The organism is Stenotrophomonas sp., from assembly GCF_036662295.1.
Classification (GTDB): Bacteria; Pseudomonadota; Gammaproteobacteria; order Xanthomonadales; family Xanthomonadaceae; genus Stenotrophomonas.
This window is the reverse complement of the sequence record NZ_JAVWXA010000001.1, coordinates 53,584-79,028: the sequence shown is the minus strand read 5'-3', so window position 1 is coordinate 79,028 and position 25,445 is coordinate 53,584. Positions and strand designations below refer to the sequence as shown.

At 68.1% G+C, this 25,445-nt stretch carries 20 protein-coding genes and 1 riboswitch; of the genes, 11 read left to right on the top strand and 9 right to left on the bottom strand.

Annotated elements, in window-relative coordinates; all coding sequences use genetic code 11:
• Positions 1–20 precede the first annotated feature (20 nt).
• Complete coding sequence (gene ilvC, locus RSA25_RS00355) at positions 21–1,037, bottom strand: ketol-acid reductoisomerase (protein ID WP_332806965.1); 1,017 nt, start codon at positions 1,035–1,037, stop codon at positions 21–23.
• A 215-nt stretch (positions 1,038–1,252) separates the two neighbouring features.
• Positions 1,253–1,576, bottom strand: a complete 324-nt coding sequence (locus tag RSA25_RS00350) for a hypothetical protein (RefSeq protein ID WP_332806930.1) — start codon at positions 1,574–1,576, stop codon at positions 1,253–1,255.
• 66 nt (positions 1,577–1,642) lie between these two features.
• Between RSA25_RS00350 and ggt the strand changes: the two genes are divergently transcribed.
• The gene (ggt, locus tag RSA25_RS00345) at positions 1,643–3,361 is read left to right on the top strand and encodes a gamma-glutamyltransferase (protein WP_332806929.1); all 1,719 of its coding nucleotides are present in this window, start codon (positions 1,643–1,645) and stop codon (positions 3,359–3,361) included.
• Positions 3,362–3,443: 82 nt separating this feature from the next.
• Here the strand turns inward: ggt and RSA25_RS00340 are convergent, their stop codons facing one another.
• Complete coding sequence (locus RSA25_RS00340; RefSeq protein WP_332806928.1) at positions 3,444–5,012, bottom strand: BCCT family transporter; 1,569 nt, start codon at positions 5,010–5,012, stop codon at positions 3,444–3,446.
• Between the two features lie 248 nt (positions 5,013–5,260).
• Positions 5,261–5,362: riboswitch (TPP riboswitch) on the top strand.
• Between the two features lie 115 nt (positions 5,363–5,477).
• Between RSA25_RS00340 and thiC the strand changes: the two genes are divergently transcribed.
• The 6 genes from thiC (at position 5,478) to RSA25_RS00310 (ending at position 15,016) form a co-directional block, all read left to right on the top strand.
• A complete protein-coding gene (gene thiC, locus RSA25_RS00335) occupies positions 5,478–7,355 on the top strand; it encodes a phosphomethylpyrimidine synthase ThiC (protein ID WP_332806927.1) in 1,878 nt (625 codons plus the stop codon).
• Positions 7,356–7,458: 103 nt separating this feature from the next.
• Complete coding sequence (locus tag RSA25_RS00330) at positions 7,459–8,136, top strand: ion channel (RefSeq protein WP_332806926.1); 678 nt, start codon at positions 7,459–7,461, stop codon at positions 8,134–8,136.
• A gap of 251 nt (positions 8,137–8,387) precedes the next feature.
• Complete coding sequence (locus RSA25_RS00325; RefSeq protein WP_332806925.1) at positions 8,388–10,709, top strand: winged helix-turn-helix domain-containing protein; 2,322 nt, start codon at positions 8,388–8,390, stop codon at positions 10,707–10,709.
• Between the two features lie 121 nt (positions 10,710–10,830).
• Positions 10,831–11,712, top strand: coding sequence for a helix-turn-helix transcriptional regulator (locus RSA25_RS00320; RefSeq protein ID WP_332806924.1), 882 nt, complete (start codon positions 10,831–10,833; stop codon positions 11,710–11,712).
• A 68-nt stretch (positions 11,713–11,780) separates the two neighbouring features.
• Positions 11,781–14,639: a TonB-dependent receptor gene (locus RSA25_RS00315; RefSeq protein WP_332806923.1), complete on the top strand. Its 2,859-nt coding sequence runs from the start codon at positions 11,781–11,783 to the stop codon at positions 14,637–14,639.
• Between the two features lie 170 nt (positions 14,640–14,809).
• On the top strand, positions 14,810–15,016 hold the full coding sequence (locus RSA25_RS00310; RefSeq protein ID WP_332806922.1) for a hypothetical protein: 207 nt from the start codon (positions 14,810–14,812) through the stop codon (positions 15,014–15,016).
• 59 nt (positions 15,017–15,075) lie between these two features.
• Here RSA25_RS00310 and RSA25_RS00305 read toward each other — a convergent pair whose 3' ends face one another.
• Positions 15,076–16,194 carry an HDOD domain-containing protein gene (locus tag RSA25_RS00305; protein ID WP_332806921.1) on the bottom strand — a complete coding sequence of 373 codons (1,119 nt, stop codon included), beginning with the start codon at positions 16,192–16,194 and terminating at the stop codon, positions 15,076–15,078.
• A 152-nt stretch (positions 16,195–16,346) separates the two neighbouring features.
• A complete protein-coding gene (ppa, locus tag RSA25_RS00300; protein ID WP_259207554.1) occupies positions 16,347–16,883 on the bottom strand; it encodes an inorganic diphosphatase in 537 nt (178 codons plus the stop codon).
• Positions 16,884–17,067: 184 nt separating this feature from the next.
• On the opposite strand from ppa, the gene RSA25_RS00295 reads away from it, so the two are divergent.
• A complete protein-coding gene (locus RSA25_RS00295; protein WP_332806920.1) occupies positions 17,068–17,988 on the top strand; it encodes a hypothetical protein in 921 nt (306 codons plus the stop codon).
• A gap of 377 nt (positions 17,989–18,365) precedes the next feature.
• Here RSA25_RS00295 and RSA25_RS00290 read toward each other — a convergent pair whose 3' ends face one another.
• Positions 18,366–18,623 carry a DUF2789 domain-containing protein gene (locus tag RSA25_RS00290; protein WP_332806964.1) on the bottom strand — a complete coding sequence of 86 codons (258 nt, stop codon included), beginning with the start codon at positions 18,621–18,623 and terminating at the stop codon, positions 18,366–18,368.
• A gap of 328 nt (positions 18,624–18,951) precedes the next feature.
• Here RSA25_RS00290 and RSA25_RS00285 point away from each other — a divergent pair, with 328 nt between their 5' ends.
• Positions 18,952–19,341 carry a hypothetical protein gene (locus tag RSA25_RS00285; RefSeq protein ID WP_332806919.1) on the top strand — a complete coding sequence of 130 codons (390 nt, stop codon included), beginning with the start codon at positions 18,952–18,954 and terminating at the stop codon, positions 19,339–19,341.
• A gap of 63 nt (positions 19,342–19,404) precedes the next feature.
• Here the strand turns inward: RSA25_RS00285 and RSA25_RS00280 are convergent, their stop codons facing one another.
• Positions 19,405–21,432, bottom strand: coding sequence for a sodium-translocating pyrophosphatase (locus RSA25_RS00280; protein WP_332806918.1), 2,028 nt, complete (start codon positions 21,430–21,432; stop codon positions 19,405–19,407).
• Between the two features lie 402 nt (positions 21,433–21,834).
• Here RSA25_RS00280 and RSA25_RS00275 point away from each other — a divergent pair, with 402 nt between their 5' ends.
• Positions 21,835–22,338 (top strand): hypothetical protein, encoded by a 504-nt coding sequence (locus RSA25_RS00275; RefSeq protein ID WP_332806917.1) that lies wholly within the window; start codon positions 21,835–21,837, stop codon positions 22,336–22,338.
• Positions 22,339–22,459: 121 nt separating this feature from the next.
• Here the strand turns inward: RSA25_RS00275 and RSA25_RS00270 are convergent, their stop codons facing one another.
• Together RSA25_RS00270 and RSA25_RS00265 are read right to left on the bottom strand one after the other, a co-directional pair.
• Entirely contained in the window at positions 22,460–23,257 is a 798-nt protein-coding gene (locus RSA25_RS00270) for a hypothetical protein (protein ID WP_332806916.1), read from the bottom strand.
• A gap of 173 nt (positions 23,258–23,430) precedes the next feature.
• Positions 23,431–24,687 (bottom strand): 6-phosphofructokinase, encoded by a 1,257-nt coding sequence (locus RSA25_RS00265; RefSeq protein ID WP_332806915.1) that lies wholly within the window; start codon positions 24,685–24,687, stop codon positions 23,431–23,433.
• 141 nt (positions 24,688–24,828) lie between these two features.
• On the opposite strand from RSA25_RS00265, the gene RSA25_RS00260 reads away from it, so the two are divergent.
• Positions 24,829–25,392, top strand: coding sequence for an adenylate kinase (locus tag RSA25_RS00260; RefSeq protein WP_332806914.1), 564 nt, complete (start codon positions 24,829–24,831; stop codon positions 25,390–25,392).
• The last annotated feature ends 53 nt before the right edge of the window (positions 25,393–25,445 follow it).

Sequence of the window (25,445 nt, the reverse complement as noted above, 5' to 3'; positions counted from 1 at the left end):
CGGGTGGGGGAGCCGCGCGATTACGCGGCTTGGCTTTGCAACCAGACCATCTTGGCGCGCAGTTCCTTGCCTACCTTTTCGATCGGGTGCTCCAGGTCGGCCTGCTTGAACTTGTTGTAGTTCGGCAGGCCCGCTTCGTATTCGGCCACCCAGTTCTTGGTGAAGGTGCCGTTCTGGATGTCGGTCAGGACCTCCTTCATGCGCGCCTTGGTGCCGGCGTCGATCACGCGCGGGCCGCTGACGTAGTCGCCGTACTGCGCGGTTTCGGAGATGAACTCCAGCATGCGGGTGATGCCGCCTTCGTAGAACAGGTCCACGATCAGCTTCAGTTCGTGCAGCACTTCGTAGTAGGCGATTTCCGGCTGGTAGCCGGCTTCCACCAGCGTCTCGAAGCCGGCCTGCACCAGCGCCGAGGCACCGCCGCACAGCACGGCCTGCTCGCCGAACAGATCGGTCTCGGTCTCTTCCTTGAAGGTGGTCTGGATCAGGTTGGCGCGTGCGCCGCCCAGGCCGGCGGCGTAGGCCAGCGCGTACTCGGCGGCCTTGCCGCTCTTGTCCTGGTAGACCGCCCAGATGCACGGCACGCCGCGGCCGATTTCATACTCGCGGCGCACCAGCGCGCCCGGGCCCTTGGGCGCGACCAGCACCACGTCCAGATCTTCGCGGGGCTTGATCATGTCGAAATGCACGTTCAGCCCATGCGCGAACAACAGCACCGCGCCGGGTTTCATGTTCGGCGCCAGTACCTCTTCGTAGAGTTTCTTCTGGACCATGTCCGGGGTCAGCACGGCCACCAGGTCGGCGTCCTTGACCGCCTCGGCGGGGGCCTTGACGGTGAAGCCGTCGGCCTGGGCCTTGACCTCGGTGGGACCGCCCGGGCGCAGCCCGATGACGACGTCGAAGCCGGATTCGCGCAGGTTCAGCGCGTGCGCGCGGCCCTGGCTGCCGTAGCCGACAACAGCGATCTTGATCTGGGGCAGGTCGTTGGTGCTCATGGGGGAGGTCCTTTGGCGGAAAAAAAAATGGCCGACGGTCAGTGACGCGTCGGCCAGTCAGGGGAAGGGGTGGCGCCCGGCGCGCCACGACCGCACGCCGCCGCGGTGCAGGCGGCAGTGCGGGGAGCGGTGGTGGCGGTCTGGCAGGTCATGGGGGAGGGCAGTCGAAGGGGGGAGGGGAGGAATCGAGGGGCTCTGAAACGAAAAAACCCGCACCGGGGTGGGTGCGGGTTTTGATGGATACCTGGCAGTCTTGCTTACACGCCGGTCCGTCCCGCACCTGTTGGTTGGGTAATAAGTACGAGGACGAGGAGCGAACGGATCGAGGCGCCGCCGGGGTCGGCGTGCTGGATGGATTCGCGGGTGGCTGTGCGCTGCAACATGAGACCGAGAAAACCACAGCGTTTTTGGTGCGTCAACCCTTGGCGGCACATTTCCAACGGTTTCGCCTGCATCCAGCGCAAAGCCCCGTCACGCAACGATGGTTGCGCCTGAAAGCGTTGCGGTGAACCGGAATTCAGTATTTTGCGGTGCGGTTCTGCGCGGATTCGACCGGATGTTTCCGCACCCGGCATGACCATTGTCCGATGCCATCGGCACCGCTCTGCCAGCACTATCGCTCTGGCTATCCCTCCAGGAACTCCCTCGTGTCCCGACGTCTTGCCCGCGGCCTGCTCGCCGCCGCCGTGCTGTGTGCCCTTCCCCTCGCCGCCAGTGCCGCCGACCGTGTCACCGGCCACCCCTTCGCCACCCGCTCGGAGGTGATCGCCCCGCACGCGATGGCCGCCACCTCCCAGCCACTGGCCACCCAGATCGCACTGGACGTAATGAAGGGCGGCGGCTCGGCGGTGGACGCGGCGATCGCGGCCAATGCGGCGCTGGGGTTGATGGAGCCCACCGGCAACGGCGTGGGTGGGGACCTGTTCGCCATCGTCTGGGACCCCAGGACGCAGAAGCTGTACGGCTACAACGGCTCGGGCCGCTCGCCGGCGTCGCTGACCCTGGCCGAGTTCCAGCGCCGGGGCCTGAACGAGATCCCGGCCACCGGCCCCTTGCCGGTCTCGGTGCCGGGCGCGGTGGATGGCTGGTTTGCGTTGCACGAGCGCTTCGGCCGCAAGCCGATGGCCGACAACCTCGCCCCGGCGATCCGCTACGCGCGCGAGGGCCACCCGGTGGCCGAGGTGATCGCCTACTACTGGGACCGCTCGGTGCCCAAGCTGTCCCAATACCCCGGCTTCAAGGAGCAGTTCACCCTCGACGGGCACGCCCCGCGCAAGGGCGAGCTGTGGAAGAACCCGAACCTGGCCAACACCCTGGAGCAGATCGGCCAGGGCGGTCGCGACGCGTTCTACAAGGGCGAGATCGCACGCACCATCGGCCGTTACTTCAAGGCCAACGGCGGCTACCTCAGCTATGAGGACATGGCCAGCCACCACGGTGAGTGGGTGGAGCCGGTGAGCAGCAACTACCGCGGCTATGACGTGTGGGAACTGCCGCCCAACAGCCAGGGCATCGCCGCGCTGCAGATCCTCAACGTGCTGGAGGGTTACGATTTCTCGAAGATCGCCTTCGGCTCGCCCGAGCACGTGCACCTGTTCGTGGAGGCCAAGAAGCTGGCCTTCGCCGATCGCGCGCGCTTCTACACCGACCCGGCGTTCCATCCGGCGCCGGTGGCCCGCCTGGTGTCCAAGCCCTACGCCGCCGAACGCCGCGCGCTGATCTCCATGGACAAGGCGCTCAAGGAAGTGCAGCCGGGCACGCCCAAGCAGTTGCAGGAAGGCGACACGATCTACCTGACCGTGGCCGACGCCGACGGCATGATGGTGTCGCTGATCCAGTCCAACTACCGCGGCATGGGCAGCGGCATGGCACCGCCGGGGCTTGGCTTCATCCTGCAGGATCGCGGCGAGATGTTCGTGCTCAGGCAGGATCATCCCAACGGCTATGCACCGCGCAAGCGCCCGTTCCAGACCATCATCCCCGGCTTCGTCACCAAGGACGGCAAGCCGTGGATGAGCTTCGGGGTGATGGGCGGGGCGATGCAGCCGCAGGGGCACGCGCAGATCGTGATGAACATGGTCGATTTCGGCATGAACCTGCAGGAAGCCGGCGATGCCCCGCGCATCCAGCACGAAGGCTCCACCGAACCCACCGGCCAGGCCACGGTGATGAGCGACGGTGGCGAGATCAACCTGGAAACCGGCTTCCCATATGAAACCGTGCGCGCGCTGATGCGCAAGGGCCACCGGGTAACCTTCGCCGACGGCCCCTACGGCGGCTACCAGGCCATCCTGCGCGACCCGGACACCGGCGTGTATTACGGCGCCTCGGAAAGCCGCAAGGACGGGCAGGCCGCCGGGTATTGAACAGTGGCGTAGCGCCGACCGTGGGCCGGCTGCGATGAACCGCTGAACGGCGCTGACCGATGGTCAGCGCCGCCCGCCAGCGTCAGGGCGCGCGCGCCGCCTCGTCCCGCGTTTCTTCCTGCGCGGCGATCTCGCGCTCGATCCACGCATCCATCATCCGCCGGGCGCGCTGGGCACGCCGGCGCTGCAGCGCGTATTCCATGTCCAGCACCCGGTACAACGACCACATCACCAGCAGCATCAGCAACGCGAACGGCAGCGCGGCGATGGTGATCATGCCCTGCAGGGCATTCAGCCCGCCGGCCAGCAGCAGCACGCCGGCGATCAGCGCGATCGCCACGCCCCACGCGATCCGGCGCGCCAGCGGCGGGTCGCCGGCTTCCTCCGTGGACATGGTGGCCAGCACCAGCACCGCCGAATCGGCCGAGGTCACGAAGAAGATGATCAACAACACCAGGGCGACCACCGACAACATCATCGGCATCGGCAGGCTGTCGAACATGGTGAACAGCACCGTCTCATAGCCGTTGCCCAGCGCCTGGGCCAGGTCCACGTGGCCGAAGATCTGCGACCACAACGCCGTGCCGCCGAACACCGAGAACCACAGAAAGCCCAGCACGCTCGGCGCGATCACCACGCCCAGCACGAACTCGCGGATGCTGCGCCCGCGCGAGACCCGGGCAATGAACGAGCCCACGAACGGGGCCCAGGCGATCCACCAGGCCCAGTAGAAGATCGTCCAGTCGGCCACCCACGTGCTGCCCGAGAACGGGGACATGCGCAGGCTCATGGTCACCAGCGAGTTGAGGTAGGCGCCGATGGTGGTGGTGAAGGTATCGAAGATGAACCCGGTCGGCCCCAGCACCAGCACCAGGGCCAGCAGCAGCGCCGCCAGGCCCAGGTTGAAGTTGGACAGCCACTTGATGCCGCGATCGACCCCGCTGGCGGTGGAGGCCATGTACAGCACGAACGCCACCGCGATGATGGTCAGCTGCACCGGGATCGAATCGCGGATGCCGAACACCCGTTCCAGGCCGGCCGCGATCTGGATCGTGCCGAAGCCCAGCGTGGTGGCGACCCCGATCGCGGTGGCCACCACGGCCGCCACGTTCACCACCGTGCCGATCCAGCCACGATGGTGCGCGCCGATCAACGGCTGCAGCAGGTCGCTGATCAGCCCGCGGCCATTGCGGTTGAACTGGAACCACGCCATCGCCAGCCCGATCAGCGCATAGATCGCCCACGGGTGCAGGCCCCAATGGAAGAACGCGTAACGCATCGACGCGCGCGCCGCCTCCATGCTCTGCGGGGCCAGCCCTTCCGGCGGCTTGACGAAGTGCGAGATCGGCTCGGCCGCCCCCCAGAACACCAGGCCGATGCCCATGCCGGCGGCGAACAGCATCGACATCCAGCTGGCGTTGGAGAAATCCGGCTCGGCGTCTTCGCCGCCGATGCGCAGCGAGCCGAGCCGGCCGAAGGCCAGGTACATCAGGAAGGAGAGGGTGAGGAACACCACCAGCAGGTACAGCCAGCCGGTGCTGCGGATGATGTGGCCCAGGCCGCTCTGGACCACGTCGTTGAACGGCCCCGGGGCCAGGCCGGCGAGCAGCACCAGGCAGACGATCAGTGCGATGGAAATGCGAAACACCATGGAGGCGTGTCTCCGTACAAAGGGGGCGAGCGGATGCCTGCCGTCACCAGCGCCGCGAGGCGGGCACTGGGGCGATTCACGGCGGTCGATGCCGGATGATGCGGAAGCCCGCGGCGGTCCGGTCGTGCTGCCGGTCCGCGCGGGGGCATTCTACGGGATGCCCCATCAGCGCTTCATTCACGCCCACGGCAGCGCGGGCGACGGGGCCGCCTGCACGCGCCAATGGCGTCGTCGATGTGGTCTAATTCGCCCCGAAGCGGGGGTACCGCGGCCCAACGGCCACGGTTGAGATAGTCCCTTCGAACCTGATCCGGTTGATACCGGCGTAGGGATGCTTCGCAACGGCCGACGCAGTGCGCCGCCGGGTCCCCCGCGCCCGTCGACCGCCTGCGCCCTGTCTGCCGTGCGCCGCCGCTTCGTCCCGTCCGCACAGCCTGTGCGGCCACCGATCCAGGACGAAGCCAGATGAACGCACCGCATTCCAGCCTGCTGCAGCAGGCCCAGCAACTTTCCGCCTCGGTCACCCAGCCGATCGCCGGCTCGCGCAAGATCCATGTGGCGGGCACGCGCCACGACATCCAGGTGCCGATGCGGGAGATCGTGCTGACCCGCACCCCGGCGCAGTTCGGCGGCGGGGACAACGCACCGCTCACCGTGTACGACACCTCTGGCCCGTACACCGATCCGCAGGCCCGGATCGACCTGTCCACCGGCCTGCCTGCGCTGCGCGCGGCGTGGGTGGAGGCGCGCGGGGACACCGCACCCCTGGCGCGGCCCAGCTCGGCCTTCGGCCGTTCGCGCCAGGCCGATGCGCGCCTGGACGCGGTGCGCTTTCCCGCGCGCCTGCAGGCGCGGCGCGCGCTGCCCGGCGCCAACGTCACCCAGATGCATTACGCGCGGCGCGGCATCATCACCCCGGAAATGGAGTTCGTGGCCATCCGCGAGAACCAGCGGCTGGAGGCGCTGGATGAGGCGGCGCTGCGCCGGCAGCATCCGGGGCAGTCGTTCGGGGCCGCGATCCCCCCGGTCATCACCGCCGAGTTCGTGCGCGAGGAGATTGCGCGCGGGCGCGCGGTGCTGCCCAACAACATCAACCACCCCGAGAGCGAGCCGATGATCATCGGCCGCAATTTCCTGACCAAGGTCAACGCCAACATCGGCAACAGCGCGGTGTCCTCGGGCATCGCCGAGGAAGTGGAGAAGCTGGTGTGGGCCATCCGCTGGAGCGCGGACACGGTGATGGACCTGTCCACCGGCAAGCACATCCACGAGACCCGCGAATGGATCCTGCGCAATTCGCCGGTGGCCATCGGCACCGTGCCGCTCTACCAGGCGCTGGAGAAGGTGGACGGCCGCGCCGAAGACCTCAGCTGGGCGATCTTCCGCGACACCCTGATCGAACAGGCCGAGCAGGGCGTGGACTACTTCACCGTGCATGCCGGCGTGCTGCTGCGCTATGTGCCGCTCACCGCCGGCCGGGTCACCGGGATCGTCTCGCGCGGCGGCTCGATCATGGCCAAGTGGTGCCTGGCCCACCGCAAGGAAAACTTCCTCTACACGCACTTCGAGGACATCTGCGCGATCATGAAAGCCTACGATGTCACCTTCTCCCTCGGCGATGGCCTGCGCCCGGGCTGCATCGCCGATGCCAACGATGCGGCGCAGTTCGGCGAGCTGGAGACGCTGGGCGAACTGACGAAGATCGCCTGGAAGCACGACGTGCAGACCATGATCGAAGGCCCCGGCCACGTGCCGATGCAGCTGATCAAGGAGAACATGGACAAGCAGCTGCGCGAATGCGGCGAGGCGCCGTTCTACACGCTGGGGCCGCTCACCACCGATATCGCGCCGGGCTATGACCACATCACCAGCGCCATCGGCGCGGCGATGATCGGCTGGTATGGCACGGCGATGCTGTGCTACGTGACGCCCAAGGAGCACCTGGGCCTGCCCAACCGGCAGGACGTGCGCGACGGCATCATGGCCTACCGCATTGCCGCCCACGCGGCCGACCTGGCCAAGGGCCACCCCGGTGCGCAGGTGCGCGACAACGCGCTGAGCAAGGCGCGCTTCGAGTTCCGCTGGGAAGACCAGTTCCACCTGGGCCTGGATCCGGAGAAGGCCAAGGCGTTCCACGATGAAACCCTGCCCAGGGAGGCGCACAAGCAGGCCCACTTCTGTTCGATGTGCGGCCCGCATTTCTGCTCGATGAAGATCACCCAGGACGTGCGCGCGTATGCGGCCGACCTCGGCGCGGGCGTGCAGGACCCGCCGGCCCCTGGCACGGCGGACACGGCGGCGCCGTTGCACGAACCCGGCGCCGACCTCCACCGGCTGGCCTGACCGCCGGGCCGGGGCGGGCCTGGCCGCGCCCCGGCCTGCTCATGCCGCCAGCGCGGCCGGCGCGTTAAGCTCGGCGGCATTCGGGGCAGGGAAGGGAGTGGCAATGGCCATCGCACGTACCACCAAGTGGCTGGCCATTGCGCGGCGGCATCCCTCGGCCTGGTTGCTGGGGGTGCAGCTGCTCGGCGTGCTGCTGTACCCGGCCATGGACGAGGCCGGCGCCGGCCGCGCGCTGTTCGGTGCGTTCGGGATCGCGGTGCTGGGCCTGTCGCTGTGGGTGGTACGGCGCAGCCCGCTGGGCATGTGGCTGGCGTTGCTGCTGGCCATTCCCTCGGTGGTGTTTTCCATCAGCGGCGCGCTGCTCGGCCGCCCGGTGCTCACCACCACCGCCCAGTTGCTGGAATGCCTGCTGTATTTCTATACCGCCGGCAGCCTCACCGCCTACATGCTGCAGGACCACAAGGTGACCCGCGATGAGCTGTTTGCGGCAGGCGCCACGTTCACCTTGCTGGCCTGGGCATTCGCCTTCGCGTTTTCCGTGTGCGAGCAGTGGTATCCGGGCAGTTTCCTGGCCACCAGCGAGAGCGAATTGCGCACCTGGATGGAGCTGCTTTATCTCAGCTTCAGCTTGCTGTCGGGGGTGGGTTTGAGCGATGTGGTGCCCGTGCATCCGCAGGCACGCGCGTTGGTCATGCTGGAGCAATTTGCAGGCGTGATGTACGTGGCTTTGGTGGTCTCGCGGCTGGTCGGGCTGACCATGTTGCGGCGTGGACGAAACTGAATCGCAGATAAAAATTTCGCGCCCGAAGGCGCGAATGCTGAAGCGATTTATGTGAATTCGTCGGCGAGAGAGAGCCTGATGTTGTCTGCACGCACAGGCGCAGTTAACCGGCATAGGCTAGTATTCGCGCGCTTCAGTTTTTTTGCGGTTTGCGCTGATGGCATGTGCGGAATCTGGCGGTTCGTTCGATCGGTGTTCGGTTGCGATGGATGCTGCGTTCCTGTTGTTCTGCATTCACTCGTAGCATCGGAATGATCACCCCCCTTAGCGAGTCACCCTCAGCCGATGTGATCCGCATCGGCGCGTGTACCGTGACGTTGTCCTCCCGCGAGGTCAGCGTGCCCGGTGCGCGTCGTGCGCGTCGGCTCACGCCCAAGGCGTTGGGCGTGCTCAAGGCGTTGATGCGCGCGCCGGGCGCGGTGGTGACCCGCGACGAGCTGTTCGCCGAGGTGTGGCCCGATACGCTGCCCACCAACGATGTGCTGACCCAGGCCGTGACCCAGCTGCGCAAGGCGTTCAGCGGCGACGAGGGCGTGGACACGCCGTATATCGAAACCATCGCCAAGACCGGCTATCGCCTGCTGGTGCCGGTCAGCGTGGTGGTGGGCGCGGCAGTGGCCGCCGCGCCGGACGCCATGCCTGCCGACGCAGCGGAGAGCGCCGTTGAGGCGACGCTTTCCGCTGCGCCGGCCGATGACGCGCCGGCCTCGCCGCGCAGCCGCTGGCGCCGCATGCGCCGCCACGTGCTGCTCGGGCTGGGCCTGGCGATGCTGGTCGCGCTGCTGGTGATGGCCGCGCTGCTGCTGCAGCGCCAGGCACCGGCCACGCCCGGCAGCGGCGTGCTCGAAGACGGCAGCCGCGTGGTCGGCAGCCCGCAGCGCCCGTACCGCCTGATCACCGCCACCGCCGGCTTCGAGACCTATCCCACGCTGTCCCCGGATGGCTCGCAGGTCGCCTACGAGGCCGACAGCAGCGCCCGCCAGGGCAGCGCCATCAAGGTGCAGACCTCCGGCAACGCCCCGGCCCGCCTGCTGACCGACACGCCGCCGGGGTATTCGGACCGCTTCCCCAACTGGTCGCCGAACGGGCGCGACATCGCCTTCGCGCGCTTCGGCCCGGACGCGGCCTGCGAAGTGCTGATCGCCAGCGCCACCGGCGGCGCCGTGCGCCATGTCACCCGCTGCGATGGCACCGAGCTGCTCAGCTTCGACTGGACCCCCGACGGCCGCGGGCTGCTGTTCGGCTCGCTGTCCGGGCAGTACGCGCACCGGGGCATCCGCCGCCTGGATATCGCCAGCGGGCGCTGGACGGCGCTGGATTACGAGGTGGCCACCGACAGCTTCGACTATGCCCCGCGCTATTCGCCGGACGGGCGCTGGATCGTGTTCGTGCGCAATCCGCAGATCGGCGACCTGTGGCGGATGCCGGCCGGGGGCGGCGTGCCCGAACAGCTCACCGACGATTCGGCCGAGATCCGCGGCTGGGCCTGGCGCAGCGACAGCCGCCACATCGTCTTTGGCCGGCGCGTGGACAGCGAGGCACGGCTGTACGAGCTGGACGTGGAGACGCGCACCCTGCGCGATGTCGGCATCGACGACGCGCAGTCCCCGGCGGTGGCACGCAACAGCGAGATGCTGGCCTTCGTGCATCGCAAGGCGCAGTTCGGGCTGTTCCGGGTGCCGCTGGTGCAGGGCCGGCCGGGCGCGCCCGAGCGCCTGTTCCCCTCCAATGGCCGCGACGGCCAGCCGGTGCTGGCGCCCGACGGGCGGCAACTGGTGTTCACCTCCGATCGCTCCGGCAACTACGGGCTGTGGTGGGCCGACCTGGACCGCCCCGAGTCGCTGCGCCCGGTGGAGGGCCTGCGCCCGGAAACCCGCCAGGCGGCCGCCTGGTCCCCGGACAGCACGCGCCTGCTGGTGTCCGGGCGCGACGCGCAGGCCAAGCCGGTCATCTATGAAGTCTCCCCGCGCGATGAGCAGGTGGTGGCGCTCAGCGTGCCGGTGGCCCAGCCATTGCAGGCCTTGTATGCGGCCGACGCCGACCACCTGCTGGTGGTGGACCGCGACCCGCACGAACGCATGCGGCTGTCGCTGTTCGATCGGCGCAGCACGCCATGGCGGTTGCTGGGCAGTATCGACGGGGTGTCCCAGGCGCGCTTCGATCCGTCCACGCAACGGGTGCTGTTCACCCGCCTGTCCGCGGGCGGGCTGTGGTCGGCTGATGCCAGCCTCAGCGCTGGCAGCATCCAGCAGGTCAGCGCCGACAAACCCTCGCGCTGGCGTTACCGCACCTGGGCGGTGGCGGGCAATGGCAGCGTGGACTACCTCTCCACCCGCGCCGACTGCGCCACGGCGCTGTCACGCCTGCGCGCCGGCGTGCCGGACGAATCCTATTGCCTGGATGCCGACCGCCTGAGTGCCGGCAACGGATTCAGCGAGCGCGGCGACGGCACGGCCATGTACGTGGCCCTGGCGGTGGCCGACGGTGCCGACATCGGCGTGATGGCGCTGCCCGACGCACCCGCGCCGGTCTTCTCCACCATCTCCAACGCCTTGTTCCTCAAGGGAAAATAACCTTCGTCTTTCCTTCGTATCGGCCTCGTGTCGAATTCGGATGAATCTCGTGGAACCTTCCTGACCGCGCCGGCCCGATTTGGCAAAACGTTTGCCCAGTAACGGCAAACACGGTGCAGTCATGCGTCAGCTCTCCCTGGCCGATCGCGGTCAATCGCTCTCCCTGGACAAGATCGCCGATGACGGCGCGCTGCCCACCTGCCTGGGCGTGGCCCGGCTCGGCAGCCTGCAGACCGCCGGCACCACCTTCACCGTGTGGATGCAGCTGCGTGGCAGCGCCTGGGTGGAATCCAAGGAAGGCCGCTTCCGCCTGCGCCAGCGCGAGTGGATCGCCTTCGAGAAGGAATCGCGGCCGATGATCCAGGCCGGCCGCGACGGCCTGTGCATCGGCCTGAGCCTCACCCCCGACGCGCTGCGCGCGCTGGGCCAGCTGGAAGACTGCAGCCTGTACGCCGGCCGCGGCAGCATGAGCCGCGGCGAAGTGCGAGTGGCCCTGCGCCTGTGGCGCGATGCGCTGGCCAGCGGCCAGCCGGCCCAGTCGCTGCGCCCGGTGCTGCTGCACCTGGCCTCGTTGCAGCGCGTGCTGGCCAGCGGCGTGCAGCGCTGCCCCGGCCGCTCGCGGGTGCGCAAGCGCCAGGTATTTGGCCGCATGCAGCGCGCGCGCCTGTTCCTGGAAGGCAACAGCCACCGGGTGGTGCGCATCGGCGAGCTGGCCGAGCTGACCAACTTCTCCAGCTGGTACCTGTCCAAGACCTTCCAGAGCCTGTACGAGGAGAGCCCGCAGTCGCTGTCCGCGCGCCTGCGCCTGGAGCGTGCGGCCGACCTGCTGCGCGATACGGACATGATGATCGGCGAAGTCGCCGCGGCCAGCGGGTTTGACAACTGTTGCAGCTTCGCACGGGCCTTCCGCGCCCGTTATGGGCAGTCTGCGTCAGGCTTCCGCGAAACGGTCGGACTGCTGTCGCCAAAGTCGGCAAAGTCTCCGGTGGCTTCACGCAAATAATTCACCGTAACGCAGCCGTAACTTTCCGAGGCGGTTTAACACGCTACTAACGTACCTCGGAGAGATAAATGAATTTTCGTACTTCCGCAGTGCGGCTGGGCCTTCTGCCCGCCGGCATTGCGTTGGCGCTGGCGCCGAGCTTTGCTTCGGCGCAGGAAGCTGCCTCCGGCACCACTGACCTGGACCGTATCTCGGTCACCGGCTCGCGTATCCGCGGCGCCAACATGGAAACGCAGCAGCCGATCCTGACGATGACCCGCGAGACCCTGGAAAAGCAGGGCTTCTCGAGCGTCGCGGACGTGCTGAACAACCTGACCTCGGCCGGCTCGCCGGCCATCTCGCGTTCGGAGTCGCTGGCATCGGGCGAGAACGTGGGCGGCTACTACGTGGACATCCGCAACCTGGGCGCCGAGCGCACCCTGGTGCTGATGAACGGCAAGCGCCTGGGCGCGTCCACCGCGGGCCTGCAGGACCTGAGCCAGATCCCGATGTCGGCCGTCGAGCGCATCGAGATCCTGAAGGACGGCGCGTCCTCGATCTACGGTTCGGACGCCATCGCCGGCGTGGTCAACGTGATCACCCGCAAGAACGTGGACGGCGGCGAAGCCAGCGTCTACGTGGGCCAGTACGGCAACGGCGACGGTGACAGCCAGCAGTACTCGATGACCCTCGGTGCCAAGGGCGAGCGCGGCAGCCTCACCCTGTCCGCCGAATACTCCAAGCAGGATCCGGTGTGGGCCAAGGACCGCTGGTACAGCCGTGACGGCTCGCTGGGTCCGAACTCGACCAGCGAAGACTGGAGCCCGGTGAGCCAGAACGGCAGCTGGTGCAACCCGACCCTGTATGACTGCACCAAGTCCTCGGCCGTGTGGCAGACGCTGAACGCCGGCGGCAACACCGCCAACCTCGGCGATTACCACGAGCTGACCTCCGACGAGTACGCCAACGCCAACCAGCAGATGACCCTGCTGACCGGCGTGAAGCGCAAGTCGGTGTACATCAACGGCACCTACGACTTCACCGATTCGATCAGCCTGAACACCGACCTGCTCTACAACGAGCGTCAGACGTTCCAGCAGATCTCCGGCTACCCGTACCAGTCCAGCGCCAAGGCCATCCAGACCCCGCTGTCCGGTGCCAGCGCGTTCAACCCGCTGAACCAGAGCATCGACTTCCGCCGTCGCCTGTGGGAGGTGCCGCGCACCACCGACAGCCAGCTGAAGACCCTGCGCTTTGCCCCGACCATCAGCGGCTTCTTCGAAGTGGCTGACAAGACCTTCGATTGGGACGTCGGCGCCCTGTGGAACCGCAACGAGTCGATCAAGACCCAGCGCGGCGACATGAGCCTGATCGCGGCCCGGCAGGCCCTGGGCCCGTCCTACATCGATGCCAGCGGCGTTGCCCAGTGCGGCGTGGCAGGCACCCTTGACCCGGCGCTGGCCAACTGCCGTCCGTGGAACCCGCTGCTGCCCTACGGCGCCGCAGGCCAGGGTTCGCTGGCCGACCAGGCCCTGCAGGACTTCCTGTTCCCGACCTTCACCACCCGCGGCATCACCAAGACCAGCAGCTTCACCGCCAACCTGTCCGGGTCCATCGTGACCCTGCCGGCCGGCGACCTGGGCTTTGCCATGGGCGTGGAACACCGCAAGGAAGAAGGCAGCTACGTGCCGGACGCCTTCGCGCAGTCGGGCCAGTCCACCGGCCTGGGCCAGAAGCCGACCCGCGGTGAGTACGATCTGAACGAGGTCTACCTCGAACTGAACGTGCCGATCCTGGCGGACATGGCGTTCGCCAAGGAGCTGACCCTGAACATGGCCAGCCGCTATTCGGACTACAGCAACTTCGGTGGCACCACCAACAGCAAGTTCGGCCTGACCTGGCGTCCGATCGACGAGCTGCTGGTCCGCGGCACCTACGCCCAGGGCTTCCGTGCGCCGACCATCTCCGACCTGTACGGCGGCCTGAGCTCGAGCTTCGAGTCCTACATCGATCCGTGCGGCATCAAGGCCCCGGGCAGCGTTGCCGGCAATGGTCCGTGCACCGCCGCTGGCGTGCCGGCCAACTACGAGCAGATCGGCCAGGGCAACAAGGTGTGCTCCACCCTGCCGTGCCAGTCCGGTGACCAGTTCGTCTCCGGTGCCAACCCGAACCTGAAGCCGGAAACCTCCAAGAGCACGACCGCCGGTCTGGTCTGGAGCCCGCGCTGGGTGCAGGGCCTGGACATCTCGCTGGATTGGTACAAGTACGAAATCAGCGACATGATCATCGCTGACAGCGTCGACCGCATCCTGCGCGACTGCTACGTGCTGGGCAACGCGGCCCGTTGCGACGCCGTGACCCGTGGCAGCGATGGCCACGTCAGCGCGCTGACCTACGGCACCGCCAACCTCGGCAAGATGGAAACCGAAGGCTACGACCTGGGCATCAAGTACCGCCTGCCGGAGCTGGCCATCGGTCAGTTCAGCATCGACTGGCAGACCAGCTACCTGTCCAAGTACGACGAGCAGGGCCAGAACGCCGCCGGCCAGAACATCATGATCGGTCGCGTCGGTGAAGCCGGCCTGTTCCGCGTGCGTTCCAACGTCGGCATCAACTGGGCGATGGGCGACTTCGGTGTCAACTACACCGCGCGCTACTACTCGGGCATGAAGGAAGACTGCATCGACACCGGCGAGTTCTGGTGCAATGCGCCCAACCACATGGCCAACGGCGAGTCCGAACCGCTGCGCAAGACCGGCTCCAACACCTTCCATGACCTGCAGGTCAGCTGGAAGGCACCGTGGGATGCCACCATTGCCGTCGGTGCGAACAACCTGTTCGACCACAAGGGTCCGCTGATGTACTCGGCACCGAACTCGAGCTTCGCCTACTACGGCGGCTTCGATATCGGTCGCTTCCTGTACATGAAGTACACCCAGCGCTTCTGATCCATCGAAGCGGTGTAGCAACACAAGGAGGGCGGGCCGCAAGGTCCGCCCTCTCTGCGTGTGGGGTCAGGGAAATCTGAGTTTGATCCGACGGTGATCGAAGTCACGGTATCGGCGGAATCATCGTTGATACCGTCAATCGTCCAATGACGGACGATTGAGAGCTCGATATGAAAATGACGTTCGCTCAAAAACTCGCCGGTGTCTTCCTCGGCACCCTGGCCGTGGCTGGCAGTGCATCGGCTGGCCTGATCGTCTGCAAGGGCGGCCGCTACTGCGAGCAGCTGCGCATCGAATGCGTCAACTCTGGTGAGTTGCCCGCCGCCTGCGAGCACATGTGGCGCCAGTGCGTGCTGGACGCCTGTCCCCAGCGCTGAAACGACGATGGCGCGCCTCACGGCGCGCCATCCTGGGGCAATGCCTGCGTCGGGCCCGATCAGGCTTCGGCGGCGGCCAGCCCCATCAGGCCATTGGCATGGTCGCGCCATTGCGGCAGCTTCTGCAGCACGCCGGCGCGCTGCAGGTAGTCCTCGTCCACCGGGTCGCCGTTGACCAGCGCCAGCGCCACGTGCACCGCACCGGTCACCCAGAAACTGCGCGTGTTGGACTTCTGCGGCTGCAGGTGGAACGCCACCGCTTCGATGATCGGCATCGGCAGGCCCCACAGGCCCAGCAGGTAGGCACCGGCTTCGGCATGGCCGGGGCGGTCGTCGCCGGGCTCGGCCGGCAGGCGCTCGTTGCGCACGCCCGGCAGCAGCAGGCCGATGTCGGCCAGCAGCGCGGCGGTGGCACCCAGTTCGGCGCTGGAATCGGGCAGCAGCTTGGCCGCCAGCCGCGAGGCCAGCAACGCCCGTTGCTGCAGCGAGTTGCGCTCGGCCCCGGACAGCGGCGGCGCGGAGAACACTTCACTGGCCAGCACCAGGTCGCGCAGCGTGGACAGGCCCAGCCGGGTCACCGCGGTGCGCAGGTCGGAGATGGTCCGGCCGCTGTTGAAGAACGCCGAGTTGGACAGCTGCAGCACCTTGGCCGCGATGGCCGGGTCGGCGGCCACCAGCTTGGAGACGTCGGCGGTGTCGGTGTCGTCGTCGTGTTCCAGCGCCTGGGTCAGGCTCAGGTACAGGTGCGGCGGCGACGGCAGTTTTTCGATGCGGCCGATGGCGCTGCGCAGGCGCGCGCTGTCCAGCAGCTCGCGCAGCTCTTCCAGGCTGGTCAGTGCTTCAAGCAGCACTTCCGGGGCCAGCGGCATCGGCAGGAAACGGTGGGCCACCCCGATCAGGCGGGCCGGCGGCGGGCGGTTGCCCTGGGCCGCTTCCACCAGCGCGATGCGGATCGTCTCCGGACGCAGCGTCCGGATCTGGCCCAGCAGCGTGGTGGCGTTGAGATCGGGCAGGGCAGGGCAGGCGATCACCGCATCGATCGGACCGGCGGCGACGATGTTCATGGCCGCCTGGCCATCGGAGGCGGTCAACGGTTGCCACTCTTCCCCAAGATCGGCAATGAAATCCATCAGCTCAGCCGACAGGCTGGCTTGGTCCCCAACAAGCAGAATACGCACGACACAGTCCCCTGGCTGACCACGGTGAAACGCACCGTGGACGGTGTGAAGACGCAATGTACCCAATCTGGCACGAATAGTGATGTGCCGCAGTCAAAAAACGTGATGTTCATCGCTCCAGCGCACCCGCGCCGGAGCGATGTCATTCAGTCTCAGGCGATGTTGCCCAGGTAACGCTGGTGCGCGTCGACCAGGATCTGCTTGGCCTCGGCCGCGCCGCCCCACCCGTCGAGCTTGACCCACTTGCCCTTTTCCAGGTCCTTGTAGTGCTCGAAGAAGTGGCCGATGCGCTCCAGCCAGTGGCTGGACACCTGCTCGATGTCTTCCACGTGGGCGTAACCGCTGAACACCTTGGAGATCGGCACCGCCAGGATCTTCTCGTCGCTGCCGGCTTCATCGCTCATCTTCAGCACGCCGACCGGACGGCAACGCACCACCGAACCGGGCACCAGCGGCAGCGGCAGCACCACCAGCACGTCGGCCGGATCGCCGTCGCCGCACAGGGTGCTCGGCACGTAGCCGTAGTTGCAGGGGTAGCGCATCGGGGTGGACAGGATGCGGTCGACGAAGATCGCGCCGGTTTCCTTGTCCACTTCGTACTTGACCGGCTCGGAATCCTTCGGGATCTCGATGATGACGTTGATTTCTTCCGGCGGGTTCTTGCCGGGCGAGACGAGTTCCAGACCCATGGTGTACTCCGAGAGGGGGGTGTAGGCGGATAGCCCCCCATTTTATGCCTTTGCCGGCCGGCGTGCAGCCGCGACCGGCCCACCGCCCCGCAGGGGCTGGCCCCACGGCCGGGTGCGGCCTTGCCGGATGGGGCTGGGCGCCCGGCCGGGCCAGGCTCGTTCTTCCTTCCATCGGAGTCCGCTCATGTCCCTGCGTTCCCGCCTGCTGTCGAGCCTGCCCGCCCTGCTGCTCCTGCTGCCCGGTACCCCGTTGCGGGCGCAGCCATTCACCGACCTGGTCGACTTTCCCCGCAACGAAGCCAACTGGGACCGCTTCTACGACCTGGAAGCCCACCTGGCCCGCCGCTTCGCCGCGGTCTGCGCCGACACCCTGTGCGAGGGGGAGTACAGCAACCTGCGCGCCCTGCAGCTGCGCTGTTCGGTGGATGCCGCCCGCGCGCAGGTGCAGGCGTGCACCTGGCTGTTCGTCGCCAGCGAACTGGCGGTCGCCGCGGACACCGGGCAGGTGCAGGCCGACAATCGCCGCTGGGCCTGCGCGCTGCCGCTCGGGGCCGGCGTGCCGGTGGAGGCCTTCCATGCGGCGCTGGAAGGCGAGGCGCCGCTGGCGGTCACCCTGCCCGGCGCGCGGACATCGCTCGGCGCGGCGGTCGGCGCGTGCCTGCAGGCGCCACGCCCGCCGGCCACCGCGCACGCCGGCACCGGGCCCTACGTCGATGCCCGCGACTACCCGCGGCCCGGGCTGGGCCAGGCGCCCATGCAGGCCATGGAGCAGGCGCTGGTGCGCGGCTTCGACAACATCTGCGGGGACACCTTCTGCGAAGGCGAGTACTACAACCTGCAGGCCATGCGCCTGCGCTGTTCGGTCCACGTGCCCAGCGGCCGGGCCGGGCAGTGCGTGTGGACCTTCGCCGGCAGCCAGCTGGCGGTGGACACGGCCACGGGCGCGGTCACGGTGGACGCGCGTGACTGGGCCTGCCCGCTGCCGTTGGCCCCGGGCACCGCGTGGCCGCAGCTGCTGGCCACCCTGCAGGGCGCCGAGGCGATCGACACCGTCCTGCCCGGCACCGGCACCACCGTCTATGAGGGGCTGACCGGCTGCCTGTGAGGGGTGGGCGCGGGCGCAAGGAATACAGCGCGCCGGCACCTGGGAAGTGGGCGCCGGCACGGTCGAGCAGGGGCTGTCCTGTCGGCGCATTGGCGCTTCCAGGCCAGTGCCTGTGCGCCGGATATCGCCGCCGAGCGTCGCGCCTGTTTCTGCACGCGGGTGCTCCACGGTGGTGGCCCGGTCAGCAAACCGGCAGGCCAGTGGGCCGTTCGCGGCGGGCTTCAACCTGGACAACCTCATCGGTCGCTACTATCTCGATCCGCTGGCGCTGGGCGTGATGCCCGCACCCGGCCGGATCATGCGGTTGGCCTTGAGCGGCCGCTACCGAGCCACTGCGACAAGGCGGGGGCCGGCAGGGACCGGCCCCTGCCGATGCTTCATGCGCCGGTCTGCGCGGCGACCGCGTCGGCGTGCAGCGCCTCGCCCAATTCGTCCACGATGATCGCCCAGTCCGCATCGGACTTGAGCTGCTCGGCCAGGAACTGGCGCTGGCCGTCATTCCAGTACGGCGCATCGACCAGGGCCACCTCGGTGGGCAGCTGGTGGGCAACGATGAAGGCGGCGATGGCCTGCTCGGAGGCGCCCAGCCCCAGCTGCAGGAACAGGTTGGTCATGCGCGGTTCGGTGGTGATCATCATGGCAGGGCTCCTGCAAAAGGGTGGCCCATTATCCGCGAGGCGACGTGAGGCCGGCATCGCCGGATCGGGGAGGGGGCGCGCACGCCGCCTGGGCATTGCCGTCGCGGCAGATGCGTCATCGGGGAAACCCGCCCACGGCGCTGACCCGGCCGTGGCGAGGAGCGCGTCGGCTCGCGCGTGGAGCGCATCGAACCGGGACGCCAGGCACGCCTTCTGATCGCCACGCGGTGTTGCAGACACTGGCGCCGCCGGCAGAGATTGCCGGCGACCCGGTGGAGGTGATGGTGCCGGTGACATTCTTCATCCGGGCGCGCTGACGCATGGCTTGACGATCGCCCGCCCGGCGACCAGCATCCAGACAGAACGCGGCACGCAAGGCCGCCCCGAGGGAGCTCCGCCGATGCGTCACCATGCTTCGACAACCCTGGCCTGGACCGCCGCAGTCATCGCCGTGGTCGTGGCCCTGCTGTCGCTTGCGCCGTTCGTCGCGGCGATCGTGCTCACCGGCGTGCTGGTACCGGTGCTGGCCTATACCGCCTGGGGCGGTGCGCGCCTGCCCAGTGCGATCGGGCTGGTTGCGTGCGCGGCTGCCTTCGTCGGCAGTCCACTGGACAGGGCGGCGATGTTGGACCTGCTGCTGGCCATGGCGGCGTTTGCGGCCATGGGCGCGGTGGCCGTCGCGCTGTGGTGGGCGCTCAAGCCGCGGCGCACCTGACCGGGCGGCACCGGCCAGGCCTGCACGCCCCGGCGCCGCGCCGGGACGTGCAGCATCACGTTGCTACAGCAGCGGCACCAGCAGCAGTGCCACGATGTTGATGATCTTGATCAACGGGTTGATCGCCGGGCCGGCGGTGTCCTTGTAGGGGTCGCCCACCGTGTCGCCGGTTACCGCGGCCTTGTGCGCCTCGCTGCCCTTGCCGCCGAAGTGGCCGTCCTCGATGTACTTCTTGGCATTGTCCCACGCACCGCCGCCGGTGGTCATCGAGATCGCCACGAACAGCCCGGTGACGATGGTGCCGATCAACAACCCGCCCAGCGCGCGCGGCCCCAGCAGCAGGCCCACCACCACCGGCACGGCCACCGGCAACAGCGAGGGCACGATCATTTCGCGGATCGCCGAGCGGGTCAGCATGTCCACCGCGCGGTCGTACTGCGGCTTGCCGGTGCCCTGCATGATCCCTGGGATCTCGCGGAACTGGCGACGCACCTCTTCCACCACCGCGCCGGCCGCACGCCCGACCGCTTCCATCGCCATCGCGCCGAACAGGTAGGGGATCAGGCCACCGATCAGCAGGCCGATGATCACCGTGTGGTCGGACAGGTCGAAGGCGAACACCTCGCCGGGATGTGCGGCCTGCAGGTTGTGGGTGTAATCGGCGAACAGCACCAGCGCGGCCAGGGCGGCCGAGCCGATCGCATAACCCTTGGTCACCGCCTTGGTGGTGTTGCCCACGGCATCCAGCGGGTCGGTGATGTCGCGGATGTCCGAGGGCAGCTCGGCCATCTCGGCGATGCCGCCGGCGTTGTCGGTGATCGGGCCGTAGGCATCGAGCGCCACGATCATGCCGGCCATGGACAGCATCGCGGTGGCGGCGATGGCGATGCCGTACAGGCCACCGTGGAAGTGGGCCAGCCAGATTGCCGCGCACACCGCGATCACCGGCAGCGCGGTGGACTTCATCGATACGCCCAGGCCGGCGATGATGTTGGTGCCGTGCCCGGTGGTGGACGCCTGCGCCACGTGCTGCACCGGCTTGTACTGGGTGCCGGTGTAGTACTCGGTGATCCACACGATCAGGCCGGTAAGCACCAGGCCGATGAGCGCGCAGACATACAGGTTCATCGCGCCGTGGCTGTTGTCGGGCATCAGCTGCATCGTGATCGGGTAGAAGGCGATCGCCGCCAGCACGCCGGACACGATCACGCCCTTGTACAGCGCGCCCATGATCGAGCCGCCCGGCTTCACCTTGACGAACAGCGCGCCGATGATCGAGGCGATGATCGACACCCCGCCCAGCACCAGCGGGTACAGGATCGCGTTGCGGCCGGCCTCGGCGATCATCAGGCTGCCCAGCAGCATCGTGGCGATCACCGTGACCGCATAGGTCTCGAACAGGTCGGCCGCCATGCCGGCGCAGTCGCCCACGTTGTCGCCCACGTTGTCGGCGATCACCGCCGGGTTGCGCGGGTCGTCCTCGGGGATGCCGGCCTCCACCTTGCCCACCAGGTCGGCGCCCACGTCGGCGCCCTTGGTGAAGATGCCACCGCCGAGCCGGGCGAAGATGGAGATCAGCGACGAGCCGAACGCCAGCCCGACCAGCGCATGCAGCGCGCTGCCGGTATCCAGCCCCATCCGCAGCAGCAGGGCGTAATAGCCGGCAACGCCGAGCAGGCCCAGCCCGACCACCAGCATGCCGGTGATGGCACCGCCGCGGAAGGCCACGTCCATGGCGGCGCTTAGCCCGTTGCGGGCTGCCTCGGCGGTGCGCACGTTGGCGCGCACCGACACGTTCATGCCGATATAGCCGGCCGCGCCGGAGAGCACCGCGCCGATGGCGAAGCCGGTGGCGGTGTACCAGCTGAGGAACACGCCGACCAGCACGAACAGGATGATCCCGGCGATGCCGATGGTGAGGTATTGACGGTTGAGATAGGCGCGCGCGCCTTCCTGGATGGCGGCGGCGATTTCCTGCATGCGGGCATTGCCAGCCGGTTGCCGGAGGATCCAGCGTGCCGACACGATGCCGTAGAGAATCGCGAGGATGGCGCAGAACAGCGCCAGAGAAAGCCCGTAACGTTCCAGCATGTCCCCTCCCGGGTGATGGAATGGCATCCAGGCAACGGACGAACCTCTCCACGCGGGGGCACAACGGGCTGCAACCTTGAACCGACCCGTTCAGACCGTGCCCGGTCTTCAAGCGTGTGGCGGTGTTCAGCAATCCCTGGTGCCCCGAGTATGCGGGCAACACCCGCATACCGGTAGTGCCGGGTACGCGCCATCGCCTTCGCGCTGTCGCCCCATGATTTTCTGCGCAAATCATGGGACCCTCTCATCAGCCTCCATGCCCCCGCCGCTTCGCGGCCGCCCCCTGACTCAGGGGGCTATTGGCGGCCGCGTGCGTTGGGCGTTGATGGCCGGCACGCCTTGCCGCGCCGTTCAGCCACCCGCTGGCAGCCTCGGCCCATCCCCAGCATCCGGAGTCCTCCCATGTCCACCCGCCACCTGCTCTGGCTCGCGCTGCTGCCCGCCGTGTCCGCCTTCGCCGCCGAGACCCCCGAACTGCAGCGCCCGGCCGGTGCACCGCAGGCGGTGGGCGCCACCCACACGCTGCGCCAGATCCCCGAGGCCTGCGCACGCCTGGAAGGCCTGTTCACCGGGCAGGCCGCGCAGCCGTATACGTTCTCGGTGGTCCGCACCAGCGCGCAGTGCCAGCCGCGCGCGCGCTTCGTGGATTTCGCCAAGGCCCAGCCCAGCCAGGCCAAGGGCTGGAAGCTCAACGACGTGATCCGCGTGCCCAACGCCAGCTGCCCCAGCCAGCAGGCGGTGGTGCGGGTGTGGCGCCTGCCGGTGGCGCAGAAGGCCGAACTCGACGGCCAGGGCCAGTCGCGCATCTACCTGGAAGAGGCCAAGCAGCAGGCCGCCGCCGGCAAGATCGCGCAGATCCCGATGTTCGCCGCGCAGATGGCGGTGGAGGGCAAGGCCTGTCCTTGATGGGGTCGGGAAGTGCCTGCGAGCGCCGGCGCTGCTGCGCCAGCCTTGATGCCAACGCCCACGAAAAAGCCCGGACGGCAACGCCGGTCCGGGCTCGGGGGTTACGCGTTGCTGGCCGGGCTCAGTTGCCCTTGCAGTCCTTCAGCCACAGCACGCGACCGATCTGGTCGTAGCGGTCGACCACGCCGACCAGGGTCACCTTTTCGCGCGGGCGCAGCGCCAGCGCGAAGGCCGCCTGGCTCGGGGCGAACGCACAGGTGATGGCCACGCTCTCGAAATCGATGCCGTTGGACGCGCTCGGCAGGTCGAAGCCGGTGTTGTAGGTACCACCGCTCTTGAGCACGCCGTTCACCCGACCGGTGATCGCGTAGATCTTGCCCTGGTAGCGCGGTTCGATCGCCGCCGGGTTGTCCTTGTGCTGGGTGCGCAGCTGGTAGCCGAAATCGCTGGCGCTGATGCTCACCGTGGAGGCCTTCGGTGCCGACGCCGCGAACTGGTCGCCGGCCTTGCCCGACTTCACCTGGGTCAGCATCTTGCACATTTCCGCACGGATCGCATCGGCCTTGGCGAATGCGCCCGGGTTGAGCTTGACCGTCATCGCCACGGTGCCGGTGCGGCCTTCGCTGGTGGCGCTGATGATGATCGGGATGGTCTTGTGCATCGCCGACTGCGGGTCTTCGATCAGCATGGCGCCGTTCTCGGCATCCATGCTCAACACGTCCATGTTGTTGCCCTTGGCGATCACGTTCATCTGGCCGATCGCGCTCTTGACCGTCAGGTCGGGCACGGTCACCGAGGCGGTGTAGGTGGTGCCGGAGAGGGGGTTGCCCTTCTTCTGGAAGCTGCTTTCGCAGGTGTCGGCAAACGCCGGGGCCGCCGCGGCGAGCAGCAGCACGGCAAACAGGGGATTGGGCTTCATCGGTACTGTCCTTGTCATCGTCCGCAGGCGCGGAAGGGTGGATCGCGGTGTGCGACGTCCAGCAAGTCCTGCCGGCTCGGCGCGATTGTAGGGGGCCACCCCGCATGTCGCAAATGGCAATGGCGTGCCGGCGGGCAGGGCGCGATGCCACGGCCCGCCGGCGCGCCCGCGGCTCACGCCTGCCAGGCGGGCAGCTTCTTGCGCACGGCCACGTTCTTGAGCGTCACGTACCGGGGCAGGCCATTGGCACCGTAGGGCAGGGGCGCCTCGCCCTTGATCAGCGGCGACAGGTAGGCCCGCGCCTTGGCGGTGATGCCGAAGCCATCCTTGCGGATGAAGCCGGCCGGCATCTTCTTTTCATGGTTGGCCACCTTGTGCAGCGGCGCCGCCTCGATCTTCCACCGGTAGGGCGCGTCGCTGCCGCGCACGATCACCGGCATCACCGCGTTCTGCCCCTTCAGCGCGAACTGCACCGCCGCCTTGCCCACCGCCTGCGCCTGATCCCAGTCCGTCCTGGAGGCGATATGCCGCGCCGAGCGCTGCAGGTAGTCGGGCAGGGTCCAGTGCACCTTGTACCCCAGCGCGTCCTTGACGCGGCCGGCCAGCTGCGAGGCCACCCCGCCCAGCTGGGTATGCCCGAACGAATCCTTGCCGCCACCGGCATCGGCCACGAAGCGCCCGTCGGCGGTCTGGATGCCTTCGGAGGCCACCACCACGCAATGGCCCACGCGCTCGACCACCTGCTTGACCTTGGCCAGGAAGGCCGCCTCGTCATAGGCGCGCTCGGGCAGCAGGATGATGTGCGGGGCCTCGTCCGGGCCCTCGCCGGCCAATCCGGCCGCCGCTGCCAGCCAGCCGGCGTGGCGGCCCATCGCTTCATACACGAACACCTTGGTGGAGGTCTCGGCCATCGCCGCCACGTCCAGCGCCGCCTCGCGCACCGAGACCGCGGTGTACTTGGCCGCCGAGCCGAAGCCGGGGCAGGTGTCGGTCACCGCCAGGTCGTTGTCGATGGTCTTGGGCACGCCGATGCAGGTCAGGTCGTAGTCGAAGGCCTTGGCCAGCTGGGACACCTTCCACGCCGTATCGGCCGAGTCGTTGCCGCCGTTGTAGAGGAACCAGCGCACGTCATGGGCGGCCAGCACCTCCAGCAGGCGCTCGTACTTGCCCCGGTCGGCCTCGATCGACTTGAGCTTGTAGCGGCACGAGCCGAATGCCCCGCCGGGGGTATGGGCCAGCGCGGCAATGGCCGCCGCCGACTCCTTCGAGGTATCGATCAGCTCCTCGCGCAGCGCGCCCAGGATGCCGTTGCGCGCGGCCAAGACCTTGATTCCCTTGGCCCGGGCGGTGCTGATCACCGCCGAGGCGGTGGCGTTGATCACGGCGGTCACGCCGCCTGACTGGGCGTAGAGCAGGGTACCTTTGGACATCATTTCACCTGGGGGTGGGGGAAGGACATTGCAGAGACATTACCGGTATGGGGTAAAGTGCGCGTATTGCGGTGCAGCGTGATTGTGGACAATCCCGGGGCGCTCGCCCTTCCATTTTCTTACCAAGTTGGAGTCAGGTTGATGCGATTGGTTCTGTTGGGACCGCCCGGTTCGGGCAAGGGGACACAGGCGACGCGCCTGAAGGAACACCTGTCGATTGCGCACATTTCCACCGGCGACCTGCTGCGTGCCGAAGTGGCCGCCGGCACCGAGCTGGGCAAGCAGGCCAAGGCGGTGATGGACGCCGGCAACCTGGTGTCCGACGACATCCTGCTGGGCATGCTCGAATCGCGCCTGGGCCAGGCCGACGTGGCCAACGGCTTCATCCTCGACGGCTACCCGCGCAACGTGGCCCAGGCCAATGCGCTGGACACCCTGCTGGTGAAGATCGGCCAGCCGCTGGATGCGGTGGTGCAGCTGGACGTGCCGACCGAACTGCTGGTCGAGCGCATCGCCGGCCGCGCCGCCGAACAGGGCCGCGCCGACGACAATCCCGAATCGGTGCGCCAGCGCCTGCAGGTCTACAACGACCAGACCGCCCCGGTGGTGGATTTCTACGCCGGTCGCGGCACGCTGGCGCGCGTGGATGGCGTGGGCGAGCTGGACGAGGTGGAAGCGCGCATCCGCGCGGCGATCCACGGCTGAGCCGGTCGCGGCGCTGCTTCGGCAGCGCCGTTGCGGGGCGTCGCGTCGTAAAA